The organism is Lysobacter sp. TAF61, assembly GCF_052113485.1.
GTDB lineage: Bacteria > Pseudomonadota > Gammaproteobacteria > Xanthomonadales > Xanthomonadaceae > Lysobacter_J.
Genome location: NZ_JBFRDH010000005.1, coordinates 23,579 through 46,493, shown reverse-complemented (window position 1 = coordinate 46,493; position 22,915 = coordinate 23,579). Strand labels below are relative to the sequence as shown.

At 67.0% G+C, this 22,915-nt stretch carries 18 protein-coding genes; 10 read left to right on the top strand and 8 right to left on the bottom strand.

The window, feature by feature from the left end; genetic code table 11:
• Positions 1–93: 93 nt before the first annotated feature.
• The 3 genes from AB4Y64_RS12190 to AB4Y64_RS12180 form a co-directional block, all read right to left on the bottom strand.
• Positions 94–501, bottom strand: coding sequence for a pilin (locus AB4Y64_RS12190; protein ID WP_441816731.1), 408 nt, complete (start codon positions 499–501; stop codon positions 94–96).
• Positions 502–909: 408 nt separating this feature from the next.
• The gene (locus tag AB4Y64_RS12185; RefSeq protein WP_441816730.1) at positions 910–2,361 is read right to left on the bottom strand and encodes a sigma-54-dependent transcriptional regulator; all 1,452 of its coding nucleotides are present in this window, start codon (positions 2,359–2,361) and stop codon (positions 910–912) included.
• Between the two features lie 103 nt (positions 2,362–2,464).
• The gene (locus tag AB4Y64_RS12180) at positions 2,465–4,087 is read right to left on the bottom strand and encodes a sensor histidine kinase (protein WP_441816729.1); all 1,623 of its coding nucleotides are present in this window, start codon (positions 4,085–4,087) and stop codon (positions 2,465–2,467) included.
• A gap of 270 nt (positions 4,088–4,357) precedes the next feature.
• Here AB4Y64_RS12180 and sucC point away from each other — a divergent pair, with 270 nt between their 5' ends.
• The 3 genes from sucC to AB4Y64_RS12165 all read left to right on the top strand — a co-directional run bounded on the left by sucC (position 4,358) and on the right by AB4Y64_RS12165 (position 8,174).
• Complete coding sequence (gene sucC / locus AB4Y64_RS12175; RefSeq protein ID WP_241918519.1) at positions 4,358–5,524, top strand: ADP-forming succinate--CoA ligase subunit beta; 1,167 nt, start codon at positions 4,358–4,360, stop codon at positions 5,522–5,524.
• A gap of 12 nt (positions 5,525–5,536) precedes the next feature.
• Positions 5,537–6,412 (top strand): succinate--CoA ligase subunit alpha, encoded by an 876-nt coding sequence (gene sucD, locus AB4Y64_RS12170; protein WP_441816728.1) that lies wholly within the window; start codon positions 5,537–5,539, stop codon positions 6,410–6,412.
• A gap of 127 nt (positions 6,413–6,539) precedes the next feature.
• Positions 6,540–8,174 carry an NAD+ synthase gene (locus AB4Y64_RS12165; RefSeq protein WP_441816727.1) on the top strand — a complete coding sequence of 545 codons (1,635 nt, stop codon included), beginning with the start codon at positions 6,540–6,542 and terminating at the stop codon, positions 8,172–8,174.
• 60 nt (positions 8,175–8,234) lie between these two features.
• Here the strand turns inward: AB4Y64_RS12165 and AB4Y64_RS12160 are convergent, their stop codons facing one another.
• Complete coding sequence (locus tag AB4Y64_RS12160; RefSeq protein ID WP_441816726.1) at positions 8,235–9,080, bottom strand: outer membrane protein assembly factor BamD; 846 nt, start codon at positions 9,078–9,080, stop codon at positions 8,235–8,237.
• A 79-nt stretch (positions 9,081–9,159) separates the two neighbouring features.
• Between AB4Y64_RS12160 and rluD the strand changes: the two genes are divergently transcribed.
• From rluD to AB4Y64_RS12130, 6 genes are all read left to right on the top strand, one after another.
• Positions 9,160–10,134 carry a 23S rRNA pseudouridine(1911/1915/1917) synthase RluD gene (gene rluD, locus AB4Y64_RS12155; protein ID WP_441816725.1) on the top strand — a complete coding sequence of 325 codons (975 nt, stop codon included), beginning with the start codon at positions 9,160–9,162 and terminating at the stop codon, positions 10,132–10,134.
• Between the two features lie 2 nt (positions 10,135–10,136).
• Positions 10,137–10,892 carry a peptidoglycan editing factor PgeF gene (pgeF, locus tag AB4Y64_RS12150; RefSeq protein ID WP_441816724.1) on the top strand — a complete coding sequence of 252 codons (756 nt, stop codon included), beginning with the start codon at positions 10,137–10,139 and terminating at the stop codon, positions 10,890–10,892.
• Entirely contained in the window at positions 10,889–11,440 is a 552-nt protein-coding gene (locus AB4Y64_RS12145) for a DUF4166 domain-containing protein (RefSeq protein WP_441816723.1), read from the top strand. The genes pgeF and AB4Y64_RS12145 overlap by 4 nt, the downstream gene beginning before the upstream one ends.
• Positions 11,441–11,542: 102 nt before the next feature.
• Positions 11,543–13,153 (top strand): hypothetical protein, encoded by a 1,611-nt coding sequence (locus AB4Y64_RS12140; protein WP_441816722.1) that lies wholly within the window; start codon positions 11,543–11,545, stop codon positions 13,151–13,153.
• Between the two features lie 59 nt (positions 13,154–13,212).
• Complete coding sequence (gene gloA / locus AB4Y64_RS12135; RefSeq protein WP_441816721.1) at positions 13,213–13,743, top strand: lactoylglutathione lyase; 531 nt, start codon at positions 13,213–13,215, stop codon at positions 13,741–13,743.
• Positions 13,744–13,995: 252 nt separating this feature from the next.
• A complete protein-coding gene (locus tag AB4Y64_RS12130; RefSeq protein ID WP_441816720.1) occupies positions 13,996–15,270 on the top strand; it encodes a phosphatidylinositol-specific phospholipase C domain-containing protein in 1,275 nt (424 codons plus the stop codon).
• Positions 15,271–15,333: 63 nt separating this feature from the next.
• Here the strand turns inward: AB4Y64_RS12130 and otsA are convergent, their stop codons facing one another.
• The 3 genes from otsA to otsB are packed head-to-tail and all read right to left on the bottom strand — an operon-like array spanning position 15,334 to position 19,334.
• Entirely contained in the window at positions 15,334–16,701 is a 1,368-nt protein-coding gene (otsA, locus tag AB4Y64_RS12125; protein WP_441816719.1) for an alpha,alpha-trehalose-phosphate synthase (UDP-forming), read from the bottom strand.
• 28 nt (positions 16,702–16,729) lie between these two features.
• Positions 16,730–18,526, bottom strand: a complete 1,797-nt coding sequence (locus AB4Y64_RS12120; RefSeq protein WP_441816718.1) for a glycoside hydrolase family 15 protein — start codon at positions 18,524–18,526, stop codon at positions 16,730–16,732.
• A 46-nt stretch (positions 18,527–18,572) separates the two neighbouring features.
• A complete protein-coding gene (gene otsB, locus AB4Y64_RS12115) occupies positions 18,573–19,334 on the bottom strand; it encodes a trehalose-phosphatase (RefSeq protein ID WP_441816717.1) in 762 nt (253 codons plus the stop codon).
• A gap of 145 nt (positions 19,335–19,479) precedes the next feature.
• Between otsB and clpB the strand changes: the two genes are divergently transcribed.
• A complete protein-coding gene (clpB, locus tag AB4Y64_RS12110; RefSeq protein ID WP_441816716.1) occupies positions 19,480–22,065 on the top strand; it encodes an ATP-dependent chaperone ClpB in 2,586 nt (861 codons plus the stop codon).
• Here the strand turns inward: clpB and AB4Y64_RS12105 are convergent.
• Positions 22,004–22,810, bottom strand: coding sequence for a hypothetical protein (locus tag AB4Y64_RS12105; protein ID WP_441816715.1), 807 nt, complete (start codon positions 22,808–22,810; stop codon positions 22,004–22,006). The genes clpB and AB4Y64_RS12105 overlap by 62 nt on opposite strands.
• Positions 22,811–22,915: the final 105 nt, after the last annotated feature.

The window sequence follows — 22,915 nt, the reverse complement described above, 5'->3', positions numbered from 1 at the left end:
ACTTGGCTGACCAGCGGACGATTTCGCGGTCTGAATGGTAGAGCTCGGGCAAAAAAAAACCCCGGCCAAGGCCGGGGCTTTTTGTGGAACAAATCAGCTGCAGCCGGCGGGCTTGTACTTCGGGTCGACCGTCGTAGCGCAGCTCCACGCACCCGAGGTGGCGCGGCTCAGAGTGACGGTCTTGGTGGCGACCTTCGGGTTGCCGGTCAGCTCGCACTTGATCGAGCCGGCTTCCTTACCATCGACGGTGATCGTCTTGCAGCGCGTGGTGGTGGTCTGCAGGCCGATATCGCTCTGCTGGTTAAAGGTGGTCGGGCTGCCCTTGTTGATCAGCTCTTCGAACGCCGTCACGCCGCCACGGATGTCGGCCAGACCAGCGGTGACCTGCGAGCGGGCCACGTAGTCCTGGTAAGCCGGCAGCGCGATCGCGGCCAGGATGGCGATGATCGCAACGACGATCATCAGTTCGATCAGGGTGAAGCCTTGCTGGTTGTTCTTCATGTGTTTCCCCTAGGAGTGTTTTATTGCTTCACGTGCCATTGGTTCGGGCCTTCCGATCCTCGGGCAGCCGTGCTCACGGCACGTGCGCTGAAAATACACGCATAAGCCGTGCCAAGGGTGGTTTTGGCGGTTCTACTTGCCATTCTGGGTATGCGTTCACGCAAAATGTCAGAACCCGCCAAAGCGGCAGTGACGATATTTGTCAGTTTGGGTGAGTCAGTGACGCTATGCGTCAGCAGAGCCGCCGGACCGAGGCCGGGGCGGGTTTGGACCCGATCGGGTGCCAAACGACTGCCGGGGGCAGATGCTGCCAAAGCATGTGCGCTCGGTCATCTTTGCGACCCAAAAGAGAATCCCGGCGTGTGCCGGGATTCAATGTGGTCGGCAATTTGCAGCGCACCCGTGCGCTCAATCGATCCCGAGTTTTTTCAGCTTGTAGCGCAGCGCGCGGAAGGTGATGCCCAGCGCGGCCGCGGTGCGGGTCTTGTTGTAGCGGTTTTCCTGCAGCGCCTGCTGGATCGCCGCGCGCTCGATTTCCTCGATGTAAGAGGGGAGCGGGCTGCTGGCGGTGTCGCGTGGGTTGAGCGTGCGCGGGTCGATGGCCATCATCGGCTGGCCTGGCACGGCGATCGGTGCCGGCGCCGGCGATCCATTGTTCGCCGCGGCATTCGCCGGCGGCGGGAACACCGCGCTGTGCGCGTGTGCCGGTTGCGGCAGTCGCAGGTCGTCGGCGGTCAGGATCTCGTCTTCGGCCAGCGCCAACGCGCGCTCGAGGATGTTCTCCAGCTCGCGCACGTTGCCCGGGAACGAGTAACTGCGCAGCACGCCCAGGGCGTCGTCGCTGAGCGCCGGCACCGGCCGCGACTGCGCCGTGGCCAGGCGTTTGAGCACCATGGCCACCAGGCCCGGCAGGTCGTCCTGGCGTTCGCGCAGCGGCGGCACGCGCAGCTCGATGACGTTGATGCGGTAGTAAAGGTCCTGGCGGAAACGGCCGTCCGAAACCAGCGCGCCAAGGTCCTTGTGCGTGGCCGACAGGATGCGCACGTCGACCGGCACTTCGACATTGGCGCCGACCGGGCGGATCGACTTTTCCTGGATGGCGCGCAACAGCTTGACCTGCATCGACAGCGGCAGCTCGGCGATTTCGTCCAGGAACAGGGTGCCGCCGTCGGCGCTCTGGAACAAGCCGGGCTTGTCGGCGTGGGCGCCGGTGAAGCTGCCCTTCTTGTGGCCGAAGAACTCGCTTTCCATCAGCTCGGCCGGGATCGCGCCGCAGTTGACCGGAACGAACGGGCCGCCTGCGCGGCCGCCTTCGGCGTGGATGGTGCGGGCGACCAGTTCCTTGCCCACGCCGGACTCGCCGACGATATAGACCGGCGCCTGGCTGCGCGCGACCTTGGCGATGGTCTGGCGCAGGGTGGTCATGGCCGGCGACTGGCCGTACAGGCGGGCCGCGACGGCATCGGCCGGCGGCGCGCTGCGGCGGCTCTCGTTGAGGTCCAGGGCGTGGCGGACCAGGTCGCGCAGCACGGCCAGGTCCACGGGCTTGGCGACGAAATCGAACGCGCCGGCCTTCAGTGCCTCCACCGCGGCTTCGACGTTGCCGAAGGCGGTGATCATGGCGACCGGGGTCTCGGGGTGCTTTTGGCTGATCTCGGCGACCAGGTCCATGCCCGAGCCGTCCGGCAGGCGCATGTCGGTCAGGCACAGGTCGTACTGATTCCGGGACAGCTGGCTGCGTGCCTCCCCGAGGGTGGAAGCGGTGTCGCAACGCAATCCCATCCTCCCCAATGTCATGACGAGCAACTCGCGAATGTCGCGTTCGTCGTCAACCACCAGTGCACTACGTGTTTCGGCCATCGTCCCCTCCGTCCCTCACGATAACTTAAGGGAGCGTGAAGAGCCAAGCCGATTCGGCGGGTTCCGCGCATTCAGCACGGTGTTGGACGAGCGATCGACGCGATCAGGCGGTCATCAGGGTGTGGCTCCCGATCAAGCGGATGCGGAAGCAGCCACCGCCGCCCGGCATCGCCACGTAGTCCAGCGTGGCCTGGTTTGCCCGGCAGAGTTCGCGGGCGATGTACAGGCCAAGGCCGGTGCCGTGACTGGAGGTGGTGAAGAACGGCCGGAACAGGCGCGATGCCACCGATTCGGGAATGCCGGGGCCACGATCGAGAACGTCGATGGACGGCGTCCCGGCCTCGTCTGCATATACATGGACAGACACCTTGGCCGGCTCACCCGGCATGCGGCCATAGGTCAGGGCGTTGTGCACCAGCACCGTCAGGACCTGGTGCAGCTGGCGCGGGTCGATCATCACCGGCAGGCGCGCGACCTTGCCGCTGGTGCGCAGCGTGTCGTGGTCGAGCGGGTGGCTCTCCAGGTACTCCTCGACGAACATGCGGGCGAAGCCGACCAGCTCGACGTGCTCGGGCTTGGCCGGTTCGCGCCGGGCCATGCCGAGCACGTTCTCGACGATGCCGTTCATGCGCATGCCCTGTTGCCGGATGATCTCCAGCAGCCGGCGCTCGGCGGTCGGGATGTCGTCGGACTCCTCCAGCAACTGCACGGCGTAGTTGATGGCGGCCAGCGGGTTGCGGATCTCGTGGGCCAGGCTGGCCGAGAACCGGCCGAGCGTGGCCAGGGTCATCGACTCGGCGTGGCGCGAGAGCAGGGAGGTGTCGTCGAGGAACAGAAGCACCTGGTCGCTGCCGGCCAGCAGCCGGGTGAAGCGCGGCACCACCTCGGGCAGGTCCGGGGCCAACTGCACGGGGCTGTCGTTGTGGGTGCCGTCGCTGCGCCAGCGTTGCAGGCGGCGCGCGAGCTCCGGCGCTGCCACGGCAAGGCTGCGCTGGCCGTGCAGGTCGGTGCTCTCGCCGGCGTCGCCCAGCAGCAGCATCGCCGCCTCGTTGGCCAGGCGGATGCAATCGCCACGGTCCACCAGCAGCACCCCGGTGCGCAGGCGGCGGATGATCAGCTCGTTGATCTCGCCCAGGTGCGCGGCTTCGGCGCCGCGGCGCTCGGCCAGGTCGTAGCTGTCGCGCATCTGCCGGCCGAGGATGCTGGTCAGCGTGGCGACGGCCATGTAGCCGATGGCGAACATCATCGGTTCGGCCAGCGTGCGGCGCGCGAAGCTTGGGTCCAGCGTGCTCCAGGCGTACTCGCCAAACAGCCCCAGCACCGCCACCACCGCGGCGCCCAGGCCATAGCGTGGCGGCAGCAGCAGGGCCGCGGCACCGACGTTGAACAGCAGCATCAGGGCGATGCCGGTGCCCGCGGCAGGCATGGTGTGCATGGCCAGCAGGCCGAAGAACAGATCGGCGGCGATGCCGGTCAGGGTCTGGCTGCGCAGCTCGCCACGCTTGCCGAAGGCGAACAGCAAGGCGGCGATGAAGAGGTAGGACAGAGCCACCGCGCGCGCGCCCAGGGCGTGCCGCAACGGCTCGATCAGCTCGGTGGCCGGCCCGAACAGGAAGAACACCAGCAGTGCCGCTTCGAGCAGCCGGTACAGGGTGAAGAAATAGAGCTCGCGGCGCAGCGCCCGATCGGCATCGGCGGCATCGATCGGGGCGAGAGCAAGCGGCAAGCGGCTGTCCTGGAAGGCGGGCGGTTGTCGCGAGTATGGGGGGCGGCGGGACATTGTTGCCAGATGTGGCCGATGCCGCCCCTCTTCCTGGCCACCTGCGGCGGCCTGTCCCTCTCCCGCAAAGGCAGAGGGCAGGACAACGTCCCTGCAAGCGCCTCGGCGGGGCAGAGGGGTGTTTTGCCCGAACCGCCCTGATCGGCGACAATACGGCCCCCTCGCGCTGCGGCCGTGCCGGACCGCGGGGATTCTTATTACTCCCCTCGGTGACGCATGAATTTTCACGAATATCAGGCAAAGCAGCTGTTTGCCGACTACGGCATCGCTGTTCCGGCCGGGCGCGTTGCGCGCACCCCTGACGAGGCCGTCGCGGCGGCCAAGGCCATCCCTGGCGACCTGTGGGTGGTCAAGGCGCAGATCCACGCCGGTGGCCGCGGCAAGGCTGGCGGCGTCAAGCTCGCCAAGTCCTATGACGAGGTCAAGCAGTACGCCCAGGCCATGCTCGGCACCCGGATGGAGACCTACCAGTCCGCCGGCGTCGCCCTGCCGATCGACTCGGTGCTGATCTCCGAAGGCACCGACATCGCCAACGAGCTGTACCTGTCGGTGCTGGTCGACCGTTCGACCCAGACCATCACCTTCATCGCCTCCGCCGAGGGTGGCGTGGAGATCGAGAAGGTCGCCGAGGAGAACCCGGACGCGATCAAGACGCTGCACGTGAACTACGTGCAGGGCCTGCAGCCCTACGAGTGCCGCGAGCTCGGCTTCGCCCTGGGCCTGAACGCCAAGCAGGTCGGCCAGCTGACCAAGATCATGCTGGGCCTGTTCAAGCTGTTCAACGAGAAGGACCTGGCGCTGGTTGAACTCAACCCGCTGGCCATCCTCACCAACGGCGATCTGGCCGTGCTCGACGGCAAGATCAACAGCGACGACAACGCCACGTTCCGCCACAAGGACCTGGCCGCGATGCGCGACATCCGCCAGGAAGACGAGACCGAGGTGCTGGCCAGCCAGCACGACCTCAACTACGTCACCATGGACGGCAACATCGGCTGCATGGTCAATGGCGCCGGTCTGGCCATGGCCACCATGGACGTGATCTCGCTCAACGGCGGTTCGCCGGCCAACTTCCTCGACGTCGGCGGCGGCGCAACCAAGGAGCGCGTGACCGAAGCGTTCAAGCTGATCCTGTCGTCCGACAAGGTCAAGGCGATCTTCGTCAACATCTTCGGCGGCATCGTCCGCTGCGACATGATTGCCGAAGGCATCATTGCCGCGGTGAAGGAAGTCGACGTCAAGGTGCCGGTGATCGTGCGCCTGGAAGGCACCAACGTCGAAGCCGGCAAGGAAATTCTGAAGAACTCGGGTCTGGCCATTACCCCGGCCGACGACATCAACGATGGCGCGAAGAAGGCGGTTGCCGCCGTCGCTGGCAAGTAAGGGGCCACAGACATGTCCGTTTTGATCAACAAGAACACCAAGGTGATCGTCCAGGGCTTCACCGGCTCGCAGGGCACCTTCCACGCCGAGCAGATGCTCGATTACGGCACCAAGGTCGTTGGCGGCGTGACCCCGGGCAAGGGTGGCACGCAGCACCTTGGCCTGCCGGTCTTCAACACCGTGCGCGACGCGGTCAATGCGACCGGCGCCGACGCTTCGGTCATCTACGTGCCGCCGCCGTTCGCGGCCGACGCGATCCTGGAAGCGGCCGATGCCGGCATCAAGGTCATCGTCTGCATCACCGAGGGCATCCCGGTGCTCGACATGCTGCGCGTCAAGAACACCCTCAAGGGTTTCGAGGACGTCGTGCTGGTCGGTCCGAACTGCCCGGGCGTCATCACCCCGGGCGAGTGCAAGATCGGCATCATGCCGGGCCACATCCACATGCCGGGCAAGATCGGCATCGTCTCGCGTTCGGGCACGCTGACCTATGAAGCGGTCAAGCAGACCACCGACGTGGGCCTGGGCCAGTCGACCTGCATCGGCATTGGCGGCGACCCGATCAACGGCACCAACTTCATCGACGCGCTGAAGCTGTTCCAGGAAGACCCGCAGACCGAAGGCATCATCATGGTCGGCGAGATCGGCGGTTCGGCCGAGGAAGAAGCGGCCGAGTTCATCAGCAAGTACGTGACCAAGCCGGTCGTCGGCTTCATCGCCGGCGCTTCGGCGCCGAAGGGCAAGCGTATGGGCCACGCCGGTGCGATCGCCTCGGGCGGCCAGGGCACGGCCGAAGGCAAGTTCGCGGCGATGGAAAAGGCCGGCGTCACCACGGTGAAGTCGCCGGGCGACCTCGGCGCGGCGATCGCCAAGCGCCTGGCGAAGTAATCCGCCGGTTGCCAGCGTTGTGAAAGAGGCCACCTTCGGGTGGCCTTTTTCTTTTTCTGGGAGAATGCAGCTCTATTCCCAGCCCTCTCCGCTGCCGCGGGAGGGTTTCAGAGCAGGTGGCACTTCGATGTCCAATCCGCTTCGCATCGCCCTGGCCCAGTTCGATTTCCCGGTCGGCGCGGTCCACCAGAACGCCGAGCGCATCGCGCAGATGATCGCGCAGGCGCGCGACGAGTACGGCGCCGATGTCGTGCTGTTCCCCGAGCTGGCGTTGAGCGGCTATCCACCCGAGGACCTGCTGCTGCGCCCGGGCTTCCTGGCCGATTGCGAAGCGGCGATCAACCGCGTCGCGGCATCCACCCAGGGCATCGTCGCGGTGGTCGGCTGGCCCCAGGCCGCCGGCAGCGTGGTCTACAACGCCGCCAGCGTGCTGCGCGACGGCCATGTCTCGCACACCTATCGCAAGCGCGAGCTGCCCAACTACGCGGTTTTCGACGAGCGCCGTTATTTCGATGTCGACCCGGACCGCGAAGACTGCGTGTTCGATGTCGATGGCGTCCAGGTCGGGCTGATCATCTGCGAGGACCTGTGGTTCGCCGAGCCGCTGGCCAGCACGGTCGCCGCCGGCGCCGAGCTGGTGCTGGTGCCCAATGCATCGCCGTTCGAGCGCGACAAGCATGCCGAGCGCGACATGCTGCTGGCCCAGCGCGTGCAGGAAACCGGCGTCGGCCTGGTCTATCTCAATGGCGTTGGCGGCCAGGACGCGCTGGTGTTCGATGGCGGTTCCGTGGTTGCCGACGGCGATGGCACGGTGCATCCGGCGGCGGCCGCCTTCACCGACCAGTGGCTGGTGGTGGATTTCGATGCCGACACGCGCCGCTTCGAAGCGGTGGAGTGGGTGGAAGACGGCGACGAGAGCCGCGATGCGCTGGCCTGGCGCGCCGTGGTGCGCGGCACCCGCGACTATTGCCGCAAGAACGGTTTCGAGAAGGTATGGCTGGGTCTGTCCGGAGGCATCGATTCCTCGCTCGTGCTGGCCATTGCCGTGGATGCACTCGGTGCCGAAAACGTAACCGCCGTGCGCATGCCTTCGCGCTATACCGCCGACCTGTCCAACGACCTGGCTGCCGAGCAATGCCAGATGCAAGGCGTACGCCTGCTGACCGTGCCGATCGAGAAGCCGTTCCAGGGCTATCTGGACGCTTTGGCCGAGCAATTCGCCGGCCGCGCCGTCGACACCACGGAAGAGAACCTGCAATCGCGCACGCGCGGTGCGCTGCTCATGGCGATGAGCAACAAGTTCGGCGGCCTGCTGCTGACCACCGGCAACAAGAGCGAGTACGCGGTCGGCTACGCCACGATCTACGGCGACATGTGCGGTGGCTATGCGCCGCTGAAGGACTTGTACAAGACCGAGGTGTTCGCACTGGCGAGCTGGCGCAATACCGTCGGCGACCGGGTCATTCCGCAGGCGGTGATCGATCGCCCGCCGTCGGCCGAGTTGCGCGAGAACCAGAAGGACCAGGACTCGTTGCCGCCGTACGACGTGCTCGACGCGATCCTGCTGCGCCATGTCGACCAGGAGCAGTCCTACGACGAGATCGTTTCGGCCGGGTTCGATGCGGCCACGGTCGAGCGCGTGCTGCGGCTGGTGCGGATCAGCGAGTGGAAGCGCCACCAGTCCGCCCCGGGACCGAAGGTGTCGCGACGCGCGTTTGGTCGCGAGCGGCGCTACCCGATCAGCAACGGGTATCGGGGCTAGGGACCAGATGCAAAAACGCCGCCCGGAGGCGGCGTTTTCGTTTGCATCCCGACGTCCCGGTCAGTCGTTGTCCAGCGCCGACTTCTCGCCCGCGAACGGGTTGAGCTTGCGGAAGTTGCTCGGGTAGTCCGGCCACTTGCCCGCCAGGTACGGGTGGTTCGGATCGTTCTGCTGCAGCACGCGCTTGGCGTCGGCGGCGAGCGCCTGGTTGCCAAGACCTTCGTAGGCAGCGGCCAGGGTGGCGACGGCGTCGTTCTGGTACTGGCTCTGCGGGTAGGTCTCGAGCAGGTACTTGGCGCGCTCGATCGCACCCACGTAGGCGGTGCGGCGCAGGTAGTACAGGGCCGTGTCGAGCTCGTGGCGGGCGAACATGTCGCGCAGGCCGCGCATGCGGGTGCGCGCATCCTCGGCGTAGCGGCTGTTGGGATAGCGGTCAGCGACGATGGAGAAGTCGTTGAATGCCTGCAGCGGCGTGGCCAGGTCGCGGCGGCTGGCGTCGAGCGTCCAGACCTGCTGCAGGAACACCGTGTCGCGGCTGGAGTTGGACAGGCCGCGCAGGTAGTACATGTACGCGATGTTCTTGTGCGTCGGATACGTGCGGATGAAGCGGTCGATGCTGCTGATCGCGTCATCGTGCTTGCCCGACTTGTACTGGGCGTACGCGGTCTCCACCAGGGCCTGCTCGGTGTAGGGGCCGTACGGATACTGGGCGACCAGGCGCTTGAACGTGGTCTCGGCTGCCGACCAGTTGCCGTTGGTCATCGACTTGTGGGCTTTCTCGTAGAGCTGCTCGACCGGCACGCCTTCATCGGCGTCCTTGTTCTTGAACTTGCTACAGCCCACTCCAGCAAAAGCGACGATCAGCAGCAGCGCCAGCAGGCGCGAAGGGGCAGAGCGTAGGGTCATGGCAGGTACACGGGCGCCGAAGGTACGAAGGTCGGATAATAGCAGCCCCTGCGCGGCAGCCCTGAATCCTTCCCCTCCGATGAACAATTCCGCCACGCCCCTCCATGCCACCGTCCCGGACAGCGCCGCCGGGCGCCGCTTCGACGCGGTCCTGGCCGAGCTTTTCCCCGATTTTTCCCGGTCCCGGCTGGCTTCCTGGATCAAGTCCGGCGACGCCCGCCTGGACGGCCGCGAGGTCCGCCCGCGCGATCCGGTCCGTGGCGGCGAGGCGGTCACCCTCCATGCCGCGCTCGAGGTCCAGACCCATTCCGAGCCCGAGGACATCGCCCTGGACGTCCTTTTCGAGGACGAGCACGTCATCGTGATCAACAAGCCGGCCGGGCTGGTGGTCCACCCGGGCGCCGGCAATCCGGCCGGCACCCTGGTCAATGCCTTGCTGCACCGGGACCCCTCCCTCAACACCCTGCCCAGGGCCGGTATCGTCCATCGCCTCGACAAGGACACCTCCGGGGTCATGGTGGTGGCGCGGACCCTGCCGGCGCATACCGCGCTGATCGAGCAGTTGTCCTCGCGCGAAGTCCACCGCCAGTACGTGGCCGTGGTGCTGGGTTCGCTGGTATCGGGCGGCACGGCCGATGCGCCGATCGACCGACACCCGCGCGACCGCATCCGCATGGCCGTGCGCGAGGACGGCCGCGACGCGGTCACCCATTTCCGCCTGCGCGAACGCTTCCGCGCGCACACGCTGCTGGAATGCCGCCTTGAAACCGGCCGCACCCATCAGATCCGCGTGCACATGGCGCACCTCAAGCACCCCATCGTCGGCGATCCGCTGTACGGCGGTCCGCTGAAGCTGCCCAAGGGCGCGACCGAGGAGCTGATCGCGACGCTGCGCGCTTTCAAGCGCCAGGCGCTGCACGCCGAGACGCTGGAGTTCGTGCACCCGGTGACCGGCGAGAAGGTGCGCTGCACCGCCCCCGTCCCCGATGATCTGCGCGAGCTGGTCAAGGCGCTTCACGACGACACCGCAGCCGCGGCCGCGCGGGAGCGCTGAGGGTGCCGGCCCCCTGGCTGGAGGCGCATTGGCCGCTGCCGGCATCGGTGCGGGCCTTCACCACGCTGAGGCACGGCCTGGGCGTGTCGCAGCCGCCATTCGATGATCTCAACCTGGGCCTGCGGGCCGGCGATGAGCCCACGGCGGTGCTGCGCAATCGGGCGCTGTTGCGGGAGGCTGCGCGGCTGCCTTCGGAACCGTGCTGGTTGCGCCAGGTGCATGGCGTCGATGTGGCCCGCTTCGGCCGTACCGAAGAAGATGAGGCCGAAGCAGACGCATCAGTGACCTCCACCGCCGGCACGGTCCTGGCCATCCTCACCGCCGACTGCATGCCCGTGCTTTTCTGCGCAGAGGATTGCAGCGAGGTCGGCGCCGCGCATGCCGGGTGGCGTGGACTTGTCGGCGGCGTTCTCGAGAACACCGTCGCCGCCATGCGCACGCCGCCACAGCGCCTGCATGCGTGGCTCGGCCCTGCCGCCGGGCCGCAGCACTACGAAATCGGCGAAGAGGTGTACGACGCGTTCGTCTCGCGCGACTGGAGCGCCGGCAGCGCTTTCGTCAGCACCCGTCCGCACCATTGGCGCGTGGACCTGTACGCGCTGGCCCGGCGCCGGCTGGAAGCGGTCGGCATCGATGCCGGCCGGATCCACGGCGGCGGCCTGTGTACGATCGCCGAGCCGGACCGCTTCTTCTCGCACCGCCGCGACCAGCGCGGCGGCCGCATGGCCTCCCTGATCTGGATCGAACCGGGCAAATGACCATCACCGCGCCGCAGTCGTTGTACCGACAACTTCTTGCCGCGCGGTTCGAGCAACTGCCGCCGACCCTGCGCGCGCTGCACGACCGTAGTGGTTGCCGCCGCTACCACGGCAAGGTCGAAGTCGATCGCGGCAGCGGCATCTTGTCCCGGCTGTGCGCCTGGGCGGCGCAACTGCCGGCGCCGGGCCGCGGCAGCATCAAGGTCGAGATCGACGCCGATGCCACCGGCGAACGCTGGGCGCGGGTGTTTGCCGGCAAGGTGATGCGCTCGCGCTTGTGGGCAAGCCGGTCGCTGCTGCGCGAACGCCTGGGCCTGCTCGTTTTTGCGTTCCGCCTCGATGTGGAACAGCTGCCGGGCGCCGGACCCGCGGTGGTCTGGCATGTCGCCCGGGTCAGCGCGCTGGGCCTGCCGCTGCCGCTGCGCTGGTTCGCCGGGGTCACCGCGCGCGAGTACGAGCGCGACCATCGCTACCGCTTCGATGTTGCCGCGAAGCTGCCGGGGATCGGGCTGGTGGTGCACTACCGGGGATGGCTGGACGTCGATTGACGTGGTCGCGGTGATCGATTTTTCCGGACACCAGAACGAACGGTCATGCCTGCACGGGCGGCCGCTCGGCTACGATGCCCCGATCCTTCCGGAGCCGATGCCTTGGCCAACTCCCATGCACCTTCCCGCCGCTGGTTCGTTGCCGGCGACCTCAACGGTTTCTTCGGCCTGGTCGTCGACAACCTGTCGATCCTGGGGTTCATCGCCGCGGCGCTGATCGGCATCTTCGGCTTTCCGGCCGAGGTCGTGTTCGCGCGGATGTTCCCGGGCACCGCATTCGGCGTGCTGGTTGGCAATCTGATCTACACCGTGATGGCGCGCCGTCTGGCCGCCAGGACCGGTCGCGACGACGTCACCGCGATGCCGCTCGGCTTGGACGCGCCCACCAGCATCGGCATGGCGTTGCTGGTGCTCGGCCCGGCCTTCGTCGCCTTCAAGCAGCAGGGCATGGACGAGCACGCCGCGGCGATCGCCACCTGGCAACTCGGCATGGCCTCGCTGGTGGTGATGGGCGTGCTCAAGTTCGTGCTGTCCTTTGCCGGTGATGCAGTCACGCGGCTGATTCCGCGCGCCGGCCTGCTTGGTTCGATCGCCGGCATCGCGCTGGTGCTGATGGGCTTCCTGCCATTGGTCGAGGCGCTGCGCTCGCCGGTGGTCGGCTTCGTCACGCTCGGCTTGTTGCTGTATGTGCTGATCGCGAAGGGGCGCCTGCCGGTGCGGCTGCCGGGCGTGTTCGTCGCCTTCGTCTTCGGCACTGTTCTTTACTACGCACTTGGCGCGGCCGGGCTGGCGCCGGGGTTCCACTGGCCCGAACCGGCGCCACTGCGCCTGGTGCTGCCGTGGCCGACGCTGGGCTTCCTGGAAGGCCTGCCGGCAACGGTGCCGTACCTGCCGCTGTTGCTGCCGTTCGGCCTGTTGATGGTGGTCGGCGGCATCAACGTCAGCGAGAGCGCGCGCGCTGCCGGTGACGACTACCGCACCCGCGACATCCTGCTGGCCGAAGCGTTCTCGACGCTGGTCGCCGGTTTCTGCGGCGGCGTCGCGCAGACCACTCCCTACATCGGCCAGCCGGCCTACAAGCACATGGGCGCGCGCAGCGGTTACACGTTGCTGACCGGCTTGTTCATCGGCCTTGGCGGCATGCTCGGCCTGGTGTCGGGGCTGGTGCAGTGGCTGCCGCTGGCGGTGCTGGCGCCGATCATCGTCTATGTCGCCCTGGACATCACCACGCAGGCGTTCCAGGCCACGCCGCGGCGCCATGCCACGGCGATGGTGCTGGGCTTCCTGCCTTCGGTGGCATACATGCTGGCGATCAAGGTAGGCAACCCGGGCTGGATCGCGCCGGAGAACTTCGCCCGGCTGATGTCCACCAGCGACGGCCACGGTCTGCCGGAAATGGCGGTGATCATCACCCTCGGCAACGGTTTCATCATCACCGCGATGATCTGGACGTCCGCAGTGGCGGCGATGGTTGACGGGCGCCTGCTGCGCGCAAGCGCGTTCCTTCTGGCAGGCGCGGCGCTGACACTGTTCGGGCTGATCCATTCGGTGCATCCGCAGGGCGGCATCTACTGGCCGTGGTCGCTGGAAGGACTGCAGCGCGTGTTGTCGTGGCAGTTCGCGGGCGCGTACGTCGCGCTCGCCGCGCTGCTGGCGTTGCTGTCGCTGCAGCGCGACGCGGTCCCCGTCGATTCGCCGGACGCGGCGCATTGATGTCGCGGTCATCGTCGCCCGACTAGAATCCACATCCTCATTTTCTAACGGGTGTTGCGATGTCCCTGCAAGACGAGCTCAATGCCATTCCCGGCGTCAGCGCCCAGCGTGACGCGTCCACGCGGAAGTTCGTGTTCAACCACACGATGCTGCGGGTGAAGGACGTCACCCGGTCGCTGGATTTCTACACGCGCGTGCTCGGCTTCACGCTGGTGCGGCGGCGCGACTTCGCCGAAGCGAAGTTCAGCCTGTACTTCCTGGTGCTGGTGGACGATCCGGCGCAGATCCCGGCCGCGGAGCCGGCACGCGGCGAATGGCTGCTGAGCCAGCGCGGCGTGCTCGAGCTGACCCACAACCATGGCACGCAGGATGACGCCGGCTTCGCCTACCACGACGGCAACAGCGAGCCGCGCGGGTTCGGCCACATCTGCGTGTCGGTGCCCGACGTCGAGACCGCATGCGCGCGCTTCGAACAGCTGGGCGTGCCCTTCCAGAAGCGCCTCAGCGACGGACGGATGAAGGACATCGCCTTCATCAAGGACCCCGATGGCTACTGGGTGGAAATCCTGCAGCCCACGGCGCGGGATTGAACGTGTCCGCAGTGAGGAATGTTCCGAGGTCCGCATAGCCCCAATCCCTGAGTGTTGCCTGCAGTCGGCTACCTAGACTGAAGGTCCACACACGTTTCAGGGATGAACATGAGCATGACCAGAAGGACCCCTTGCGCGCTCCCGCACCGCCTGCTCCCGACCCTCCTCGCACCACTGCTTGTCGCCTTGGCCACCCAGGCGTCCGCGCACCCGGACGGCGCTTACCGCCACGAAACCACGAACCTGCCATCGATGACCACCTGGATGGCGGAGATCGATGGCGAACGCACCATCCGCAGCCTCAGCCTGCCTGGAACCCACGGCTCGGCCGCGCTGCACGGCGGACACATCGTCCAGGACCAGACACTCACGCTGACGCAGCAGCTCAACGGCGGCATCCGCCTGCTCGACCTGCGCCTGCGGCATATCGAGAACGTCTTCGCGCTGCATCACGGGCTGGTGTTCCAGGAGAAGTTCTTCGGCGACGCGCTCAACGAGATCCAGACCTTCCTGCGGACCTACCCCACCGAGACGGTGTTCGTGCGGGTCAAGGAGGAGTACAAGCCCGCCAGGAACAACCGAAGCTTCGAAGCCACCTTCCAGACGTATTTCGACAGGTACAAGTCGATCATCGCGGTGCCCGAAAACGGCATGCAGACCCGCCTGGACGACCTGCGCGGCAAGCTGGTTTTCCTGGTTGATTTCAAGACGTCGCACAACTTCGGCCTGGGCTACGACACTTTCGACATCCAGGACGAGTTCAACGTCGGTACCAACTGGGAGCTCTACACCAAGTGGGAGCGTGTGAAGGAACAGCTGGCCCTGGCGAAGGCCAACCCGGAGCAGGGGCCGGCGATCATGAACTACCTCACCGGCTCCGGTGGCGCCTTGCCGTACTTCGTCGCCAGCGGCCACGTATCGGCGAAGACCAATGCCAACCGCCTCTCGACCGGGCGCATTGCCCGCAAAGGAGACCAATCCACCTTTGCGGACTTTCCGCGCGTGAACTGCCTGCCGCGTCGATGCACCATCGCCTACGAAGGCACGAACACGCTGACCCGCGACTACATCCGCAGGGAACGCCCTGGTTACGTCGGTTTCGTATTCGCCGACTTTCCAGGTCCCGATCTGATCAAGGCCATTGCAGACGTCAACGATGCGCCGCCGCGCGCGCTGACGCTCGCCAGCCGCGCTACGGGCGGGTGCCTGTCCGGAGTAGGGCGCAAGCTGCAGGTGCTCCCATGCAGCACTGAACGCGACCAGGACTTCACCTTGGAAAGCTCGACACTGCGCATCGGCGGTTTTTGCGTGGAAGCGCAGCCGGGCCGCTATCCGGTCCAGTTGGAGCTTCGAGACTGCAATGACGCCCATACCCAGAAATGGACGCTGAAGAACGGGCAGATCCGTTTGGGTCCGGCCGCCAACGCCTACGGCGTTTGTCTGGATGTCCAGGCCCCCGTCGCCGGTGGCGTCGTCGGGGACGCATGCAAGACCGAGCGCGACGAGCAGTTGTTCGACGCAATCTGACGGCGGTGCTGTAGCTGCCGTCAGGATGGTGCAGGAGGTCCTGCACCATCCGCTCACCAGGACTCAGCCCTCACGCAAGGCATTGAGGTAACTGCGCCGCCACGCCGTGATGTCATGGGCCTTGAGCAGGGTCATCATCGATTGCCAGCGCTCGCGGCGTTCGCCAAGCGGCATCGTCATCGCCGCGGCCACGGCGTCGGCGACGCCATCGAGGTCGTAAGGATTGACCAGCAAGGCGGTATCGAGCTCTCGCGCCGCACCGGCGAAGGTCGACAGCACCAGCACGCCCGGATCTTCGGGGTTCTGCGCCGCCACGAATTCCTTGGCCACCAGGTTCATGCCGTCGCGCAACGGCGTGACAAGACCGACGCGGGCCAGGCGGTAGAAGCCGGTCAGGGAGTGGTGCGGGTAATTGCGGTTGACGTAGCGCACCGGGGTCCAGTCCGGTTCGGCGTGGGCGCCGTTGATGTGGCCCGCCAGTTGTTCCAGTTCGCTGCGCAGTTGCTGGTACTCGACGACCTCGCCGCGCGAGACCGGGGCGATCTGCAGGTAGGTCAACTTGCCGCGCTGCTCGGGGTGGTGCTTGAGGAAGCAGCCGAAGGCGCGAAAGCGCTCGGGCAGGCCCTTGGAGTAGTCGAGGCGGTCCACTCCTATCGCCAGTGCCCGTCCGGACAGACTCGCCGACAAGCGCCGCACCGCCGGCTTGCCGATCGCCACCGCAGCCTGGCTGGCGATGTTGGCGGTGTCGATGCTGATCGGGAAGGCACCCGCGCGCAGGCGGCGGCCACGTTCGGTTTCGAGCACGCCGTTCTCGATCACCCGGCCGCGCCCGAACAGGCGCACGTAGTCCTGGAAGCGTTCCAGGTCGCGCCCGGTCTGGAAGCCGATCAGGTCGTAGGAGGACAGGCCCTCGAACAGGCGCTGGTGTTGCGGCAACGCCGCCAGCAGGTCCGACGAGGGCATCGGCACGTGCAGGAAGAAGCCCAGCTTGCAGCGCACGCCCAGTTCGCGAAGGAGCTTGGCCATCGGGATCAGGTGGTAGTCGTGCACCCAGACCAGGTCGTCGTCGCGCAGCAGCGGCGCCAGCTTCTCGGCGAACATGGCGTTGACGCGGCGGTACGCGGCATACGTGGCCCGGCTGTAGTCGACCAGGTCGACACGGAAGTGCAGCAGTGGCCACAGCGTCCGGTTGGCGAAGCCGTTGTAGTAGTCGTCGTGGTCGCGTCTGGACAGGTCGACGGTGACGTAGCGGATGTTGCCGCGCTCGATTTCGTGCACCTTGCCGGAGGCTTCAGGATCGATCTTTCCGCTCCAGCCAAACCACACGCCGCCGGTCTCTTCCAGCGCCGCCTCCAAGGCCACTGCAAGTCCGCCAGCGCTGTCCACGCCGGGCAGGGCGACGCGGTTGGAAACGACGACCAGGCGGCTCATGCCCGCACCTGCGTCGACCCGCACCCACTCATGCCGCGTCCTGCCAGGGCCGCGACAATCGCATGGCAGCGTTGATCAGGCCGACGTGCGAATAGGTCTGCGGGAAATTGCCCCAGGCCTCGCCATCGCCGAACTCCAGGTCCTCCGACAACAGTCCCAGCGGGTTCCGTCGCGCCAGGATGCGTTCGAACAGTGTCCGCGCTTCTTCGTGGCGGCCAATGGAGGCAAGCGCGTCGATGTACCAGAACGTGCAGATGGTGAAGCTGGTCTCGGGCGAACCGAAGTCGTCAGGCGCGACGTAGCGGAACAGCGCGTCACCGCGGCGCAGCCCCTTGCCGATCGCCTCCACGGTGCGCACGAAGCGCGGATCGTCGGCCTTGACGAAACCCAGGTCGGCCAGCAGCAGGAGCGACGCGTCCAGGCGGTTGCCGTCGAGGGCTTCGACGAAGTGCCCCAGCTCGCTGTTGTAGGCGTGCTCGGTGATGCGCGCGTGCATTTCGTCGGCGCGCTGGCGCCAGTACTTCACCTGCGGCGCCAGATTCAGGTGCACCGCGATCTTCGCCAGGCGGTCGCAGGCGGCCCAGCACATCACGCTGGAGTAGGTGTGGACCTCGGCGCGGCCGCGGAATTCCCACAGGCCGGCGTCCGGCTGGTCGTGCAGCGAATACGCCAGCTCGCCGAGCGGTTCAATGCGCGCGAAGATGGCCGCATCGCCCATGCGCGTCAGGCGCTGGTCGAAGAACAGCTGCGTCGCCGCCAGCACCACGCTGCCGTAGACATCGTGCTGCGCCTGCAGCCACGCCAGGTTGCCGCGGCGAACGGGGCCCATGCCGCGATAGCCGGCCAGCGATTCGACTTCCGACTCGGCCAGCTCGCGTTCGAAACCGATGCCGTACAGCGGTTGCAGCGCGCCGTCGGTGGCAGCGACATTGGCGACGTAGCGCAGGTAGTCCTCCATGCTGCGCGTGGCGCCCAGGCGATTGAGCGCGCGCACCACGAAGGCCGAGTCGCGCAGCCAGCAATAGCGGTAGTCCCAGTTGCGCACGGTGTTGGCCGCCTCGGGGATCGAGGTGGTCATCGCCGCCACGATCGCGCCGGTTTCCTCGTACTGACACAACTTCAGCGTGATCGCGCTGCGGATCACCGCGTCCTGCCACTCCAGCGGGATCGACAGATAGCGCACCCAGTCGCGCCAGTAGGCGATGGTCTTCTCTTCGGACTGGCGCACGAACGTCGCCACCGGCTGGGTCAATGTCTCGTCGGGACCCAGCACCAGGTGCAGGTCGCGGTCGAGCACGAACGGCAGCGAGTCGCGGATCAGGCGCACCGGCACGTCGCTGGTCAGGCGCAGGGTGAAGCCGGGAATGAGGTAGCGGATGTGATTGCTGCCCCAGGTGGTCTCGGGCTGGCTGGCGCCGTAGTCGGCGAGCGGGCGCAGGCGGATGCGCACGCGCGGCAGGCCCGACATCGGCCGCACGCGCCGCAGCAGCATCACGGGGCGATAGAAGCGCTCGTTCTGGTGCCAGCGCGGGGCGAAGTCGATGATCTCGATCGCGCCGCCCTTGCTGTCGCGCAGGATCGTACGGATCACCGCGGTATTGAGCAGGTATTCCTGTTCGCTGGAGACGCAGTCCTCCAGCTCGATGACGTAGTCGCCGCCTTCGTGCCGGCGCGGCGACAGCAGTGCGCAGAAGGTCGGATCGCCGTCGAATGCCGGCACGCAGCCCCAGACGATGCGGGCGCGCGCGTCGATGAGAGCGGCGATGCTGCCGTTGCCAATCAGGCCCAGGTCGAGGCTGGACTGCAGGTTTGCGGGCGAAGTCATCCGTACTCCAAGGCGGGGAAGGGGAGGCGGCGGGCGCCCGGCGCGGTCATGCGCGCGAGGCGATGCACGCGATCGAATCCTCGAGCCAACCGCGCACCGACGACGGGTCGTGCAGTCCATAGCGCGCCGCGCTGGGCTGGCGCGCGCCAACCAGCACGCCAAAACCGCCGTGGCAGCCGACCGCGGTGAATCCGTGCTCGTCGGTGAGGTCGTCGCCGACGAACACCGGGCGGCGTCCGTGAAATGGCGGCAACGCCAGCAGGTCGAGCACCGCAGCGCCCTTGTGCGCGCCATCGGGACGCAGCTCGATGACGCGGTTGCCGGGCTGCAGGTGGTAGCCGGGAAGGTCGATCAGGGCCGAGGTGGCGAACTCGTGCAGCGGCTCCTCGGCGGCCGGCGCGCCGCGCCAGTGCAGCGCAAGGCCAACGCCCTTGTCCTCGACGCGTGCGCCGGGGTACTTGGCGGCCAGGGCCCGCGCCGCCGCCAGGACCGCATCGAGCGCCGGTGCGCGCGCGTGCTGGTGCAGGTGGCCGTCGTCGCGGCGCTCCAGCCCGTGCAGCCCGACGGCAGGCAGGTGCAGGGGTGCGAACAACTCGTCGAGCTGGGCCAGGCGGCGACCGCTTACCAGCGCCAGCGCGCCGTCGAGGCGGCCGTGCAGGATCGCCAGTGTGTCGATCAGGCTTGCCTCGACCGCGACGTCGCCGGGGGCATCGGCGAAATCGAGCAGGGTGCCGTCGACATCGAGAAACAAGGCCCAGTCGGGCGCGACTGCCGGCGGCAGCGGCAGGTGGGGGCGCTGCGAAGTCATACACGCCATTGTGAACAAGAGCATGTAAGCATCAGGTGGACGCGCCTGCCGCGCGCTTGAATCGCGCCTGATCGGCCCGCATTTGATGGCCATTGCGGCCGCGCCGATCGATGCGGCCGCCCAGAATCGAGAGGGAAACCCATCCATGCGAATGGACAAACTGACATCGCGTTTCCAGCAGGCGCTGGCGGACGCGCAATCGCTGGCGGTCGGCCGCGACCACAGTGTGATCGAACCGGTGCATCTGCTGACCGCCCTGCTGGAACAAAGCGGCGGCAGCACGCGACCGCTGCTGGCGCAGGCCGGCGTCAATGTTCCACTGCTGCGCGAACGCCTCGGCGAAGCGCTGGAGAAGCTGCCAAAGGTCAGCGGCCAGGCCGGCAACATAAGCGTCGGCAATGACCTGGCGCGGCTGCTCAATGTCACCGACAAGCTGGCCCAGCAGCGCGGCGATGCCTTCATCGCCAGCGAGTTGTTCCTGCTCGCCGCACTCGACGACAGTGGCGAGACCGGTCGCGCCCTGAAGGCGGCCGGCGCCAGCAAGCAGAAGGTTGAAGCGGCGATCGAAAAACTGCGTGGAGGCGAAACCGTGCAATCCGAGAACGCCGAGGACCAGCGCCAGGCGCTGGAGAAGTACACCATCGACCTGACCGCACGCGCCGAGAGCGGCAAGCTCGATCCGGTCATAGGCCGCGATGAAGAGATTCGTCGCACCGTGCAGGTGCTGCAGCGCCGGACCAAGAACAACCCGGTGCTGATCGGCGAGCCCGGCGTGGGCAAGACCGCGATTGTCGAGGGCCTGGCCCAGCGCATCATCAACGGCGAGGTGCCCGAAGGCCTGCGCGGCAAGCGCGTGCTGAGCCTGGACATGGGCGCGCTGATCGCCGGCGCCAAGTTCCGCGGCGAGTTCGAGGAGCGGCTCAAGGCCGTGCTCAACGACCTGTCCAAGAACGAAGGCCAGATCATCCTCTTCATCGATGAGCTGCACACGATGGTCGGCGCCGGAAAGGCCGAAGGCGCGATGGATGCGGGCAACATGCTCAAGCCGGCGCTCGCGCGCGGCGAGTTGCACTGCATCGGTGCGACCACGCTCAACGAGTACCGCCAGTTCATCGAAAAGGATGCCGCGCTGGAGCGCCGCTTCCAGAAGGTGTTCGTCGGCGAGCCCACGGTGGAGGACACCATCGCCATCCTGCGCGGCCTCAAGGAACGCTACGCGGTGCATCACGGCGTGGAGATCACGGATCCGGCGATCGTCGCCGCGGCGACGCTGTCGCATCGCTACATCAGCGACCGGCAGCTGCCCGACAAGGCCATCGATCTGATGGACGAGGCCGCCTCGCGGATCCGCATGGAGATCGACTCCAAGCCCGAGGAACTCGACCGCAAGGAGCGTCGCCTGATCCAGCTCAAGATCCAGCGCGAGGCGCTGAAGAAGGAGAAGGACGCCGAGTCGAAGAAGCGCCTGGCCGACCTCGAAGAGGAAATCGCCAGGCTCGAACGCGAGTTCAACGACCTGGAAGAGGTGTGGAAGGCCGAGAAGGCCATGCTGCAGGGCGCCACGCGCATCAAGGAGCAGATCGAGCAGGCCAAGCTCGACCTGGAAGCCGCGCAGCGCCGCCAGGATTTCACCGCGATGAGCGAGATCCAGTACGGCCGCCTGCCGGAGCTGGAGAAGCAGCTCAAGGCCGCGCAGGAAGCCGAGACCAAGGGCTTCACCCTGCTGCAGGACAAGGTCACCGCTGAAGAAATCGCCCAGGTGGTCTCGCGCTGGACCGGCATCCCGGTGGCGAAGATGCTCGAAGGCGAGCGCGAGAAGCTGCTGCGCATGGAAGAGCACCTGCACACGCGCGTGGTCGGCCAGGACGAGGCCATCAAGGTCGTGTCCGATGCGGTGCGCCGCTCGCGCGCCGGGCTGTCGGATCCCAATCGTCCCAGCGGCTCGTTCCTGTTCCTGGGCCCGACTGGCGTGGGCAAGACCGAGCTGTGCAAGGCGCTGGCCGAGTTCCTGTTCGATTCAAGCGATGCAATGGTGCGCATCGACATGAGCGAGTTCATGGAGAAGCATTCGGTGAGCCGCCTGGTCGGCGCGCCCCCGGGCTATGTCGGCTATGAAGAGGGTGGTTACCTCACCGAGGCGGTGCGTCGCCGCCCCTACAGCGTGATCCTGCTCGACGAAGTCGAGAAGGCGCACCCGGATGTGTTCAACATCCTGCTGCAGGTGCTCGACGACGGCCGCCTCACCGACGGCCAGGGCCGCACGGTCGATTTCCGCAACACCGTGATCGTGATGACCAGCAACCTGGGCTCGCACCAGATCCAGGAGCTTGCCGGCGACGGCTCGGCCGAGGCCTACACGCAGATGAAGGCGGCTGTGATGGGCGTGGTGCAGGCGCATTTCCGCCCGGAGTTCATCAACCGCCTCGACGACATCGTGGTGTTCCATCCGCTGGACAAGGCGCAGATCCGCCAGATCGCGCGCTTCCAGATCGGCGGGCTGGACAAGCGCATGGGCGAGCGCGGGCTGGGCCTGGAACTCACCGACAGCGCGCTGAACCTGCTCGGCAATGTCGGTTTCGATCCGGTCTATGGCGCGCGGCCGCTCAAGCGCGCGATCCAGCAGCAACTGGAAAATCCGCTGGCGCAGAAGATCCTTGCCGGCGAGTTCGTCAGCGGCGATACCGTGAAGGTGGATGCCGCGGGTGGACAGCTGACCTTCGCGAAGGCCTGAAGATCGAACCCCTCTCCCGCATGCGGGAGAGGGGATGCGGCGAGCCCCGCCCCAGCAATACCTGCCAGAAGAACCCGCTCTGGTAGGCGATCAGCAGGCATACCAGCGTCGCCGTCTCGCCATTGAGGGTGAAATCGCCAATCAGCAACACCGTCACGATCGCAAGCGGGCCGACCAGTAGCGCCCGCTTGCAGGCAGCGACGCGAAGGCGGTCGCGCAACGGCACCGGCCCCCTGGAATCGAACGCCTGGCGCGTGGCGATGCCGAGCACGACGAACGCCACCGACAGCATCAGGATCCAGCCACGCCCGTGCCAGGGCAGTCCGTCGTCGGTGTCATAAGCAACGGATCGGTCCCGGGCGTACGCGTCGGGTATCGGCGAGAACGCCTGCACGGCGGTGGGCGGCGTTGCGACGCGCGCTGGTCCCATGTCGGTCGCGCCCAGGTAGACCCAGCCGCTGATTCCGCCGTCGAACTGGATGCGAAGCCAGTCGCGGGTGCCGATGCCGAACTGTCCGACCTTGCGCGTCTGGCAAACCCGGACCTCGGCGCCGCGTGGCAGCGACGCGATGTCGTCGGCCATGCGCCAACCGGAGCGGGTGGAGAGCGTGGGCACGCCGGTGTGGACCGTGGTCTCGACGCCGGTGTGTGCGACCAGGCTGCATTGCGCACTGGCCAGTGGTGGCAGGCAGGCGAGCGCGAGGAAGACCAGTGCCGCCCCGAGCCTCGCGCAGATCCTGTTCATGCCGTTCCCATCCGTCACCGCGTGCCACGGCATCCGTTGTTATGGGCTACGAAGAACGCCGAACGCGGCGGCCATGCCCATGCCGCGCATGGGTGAACGCCCCCA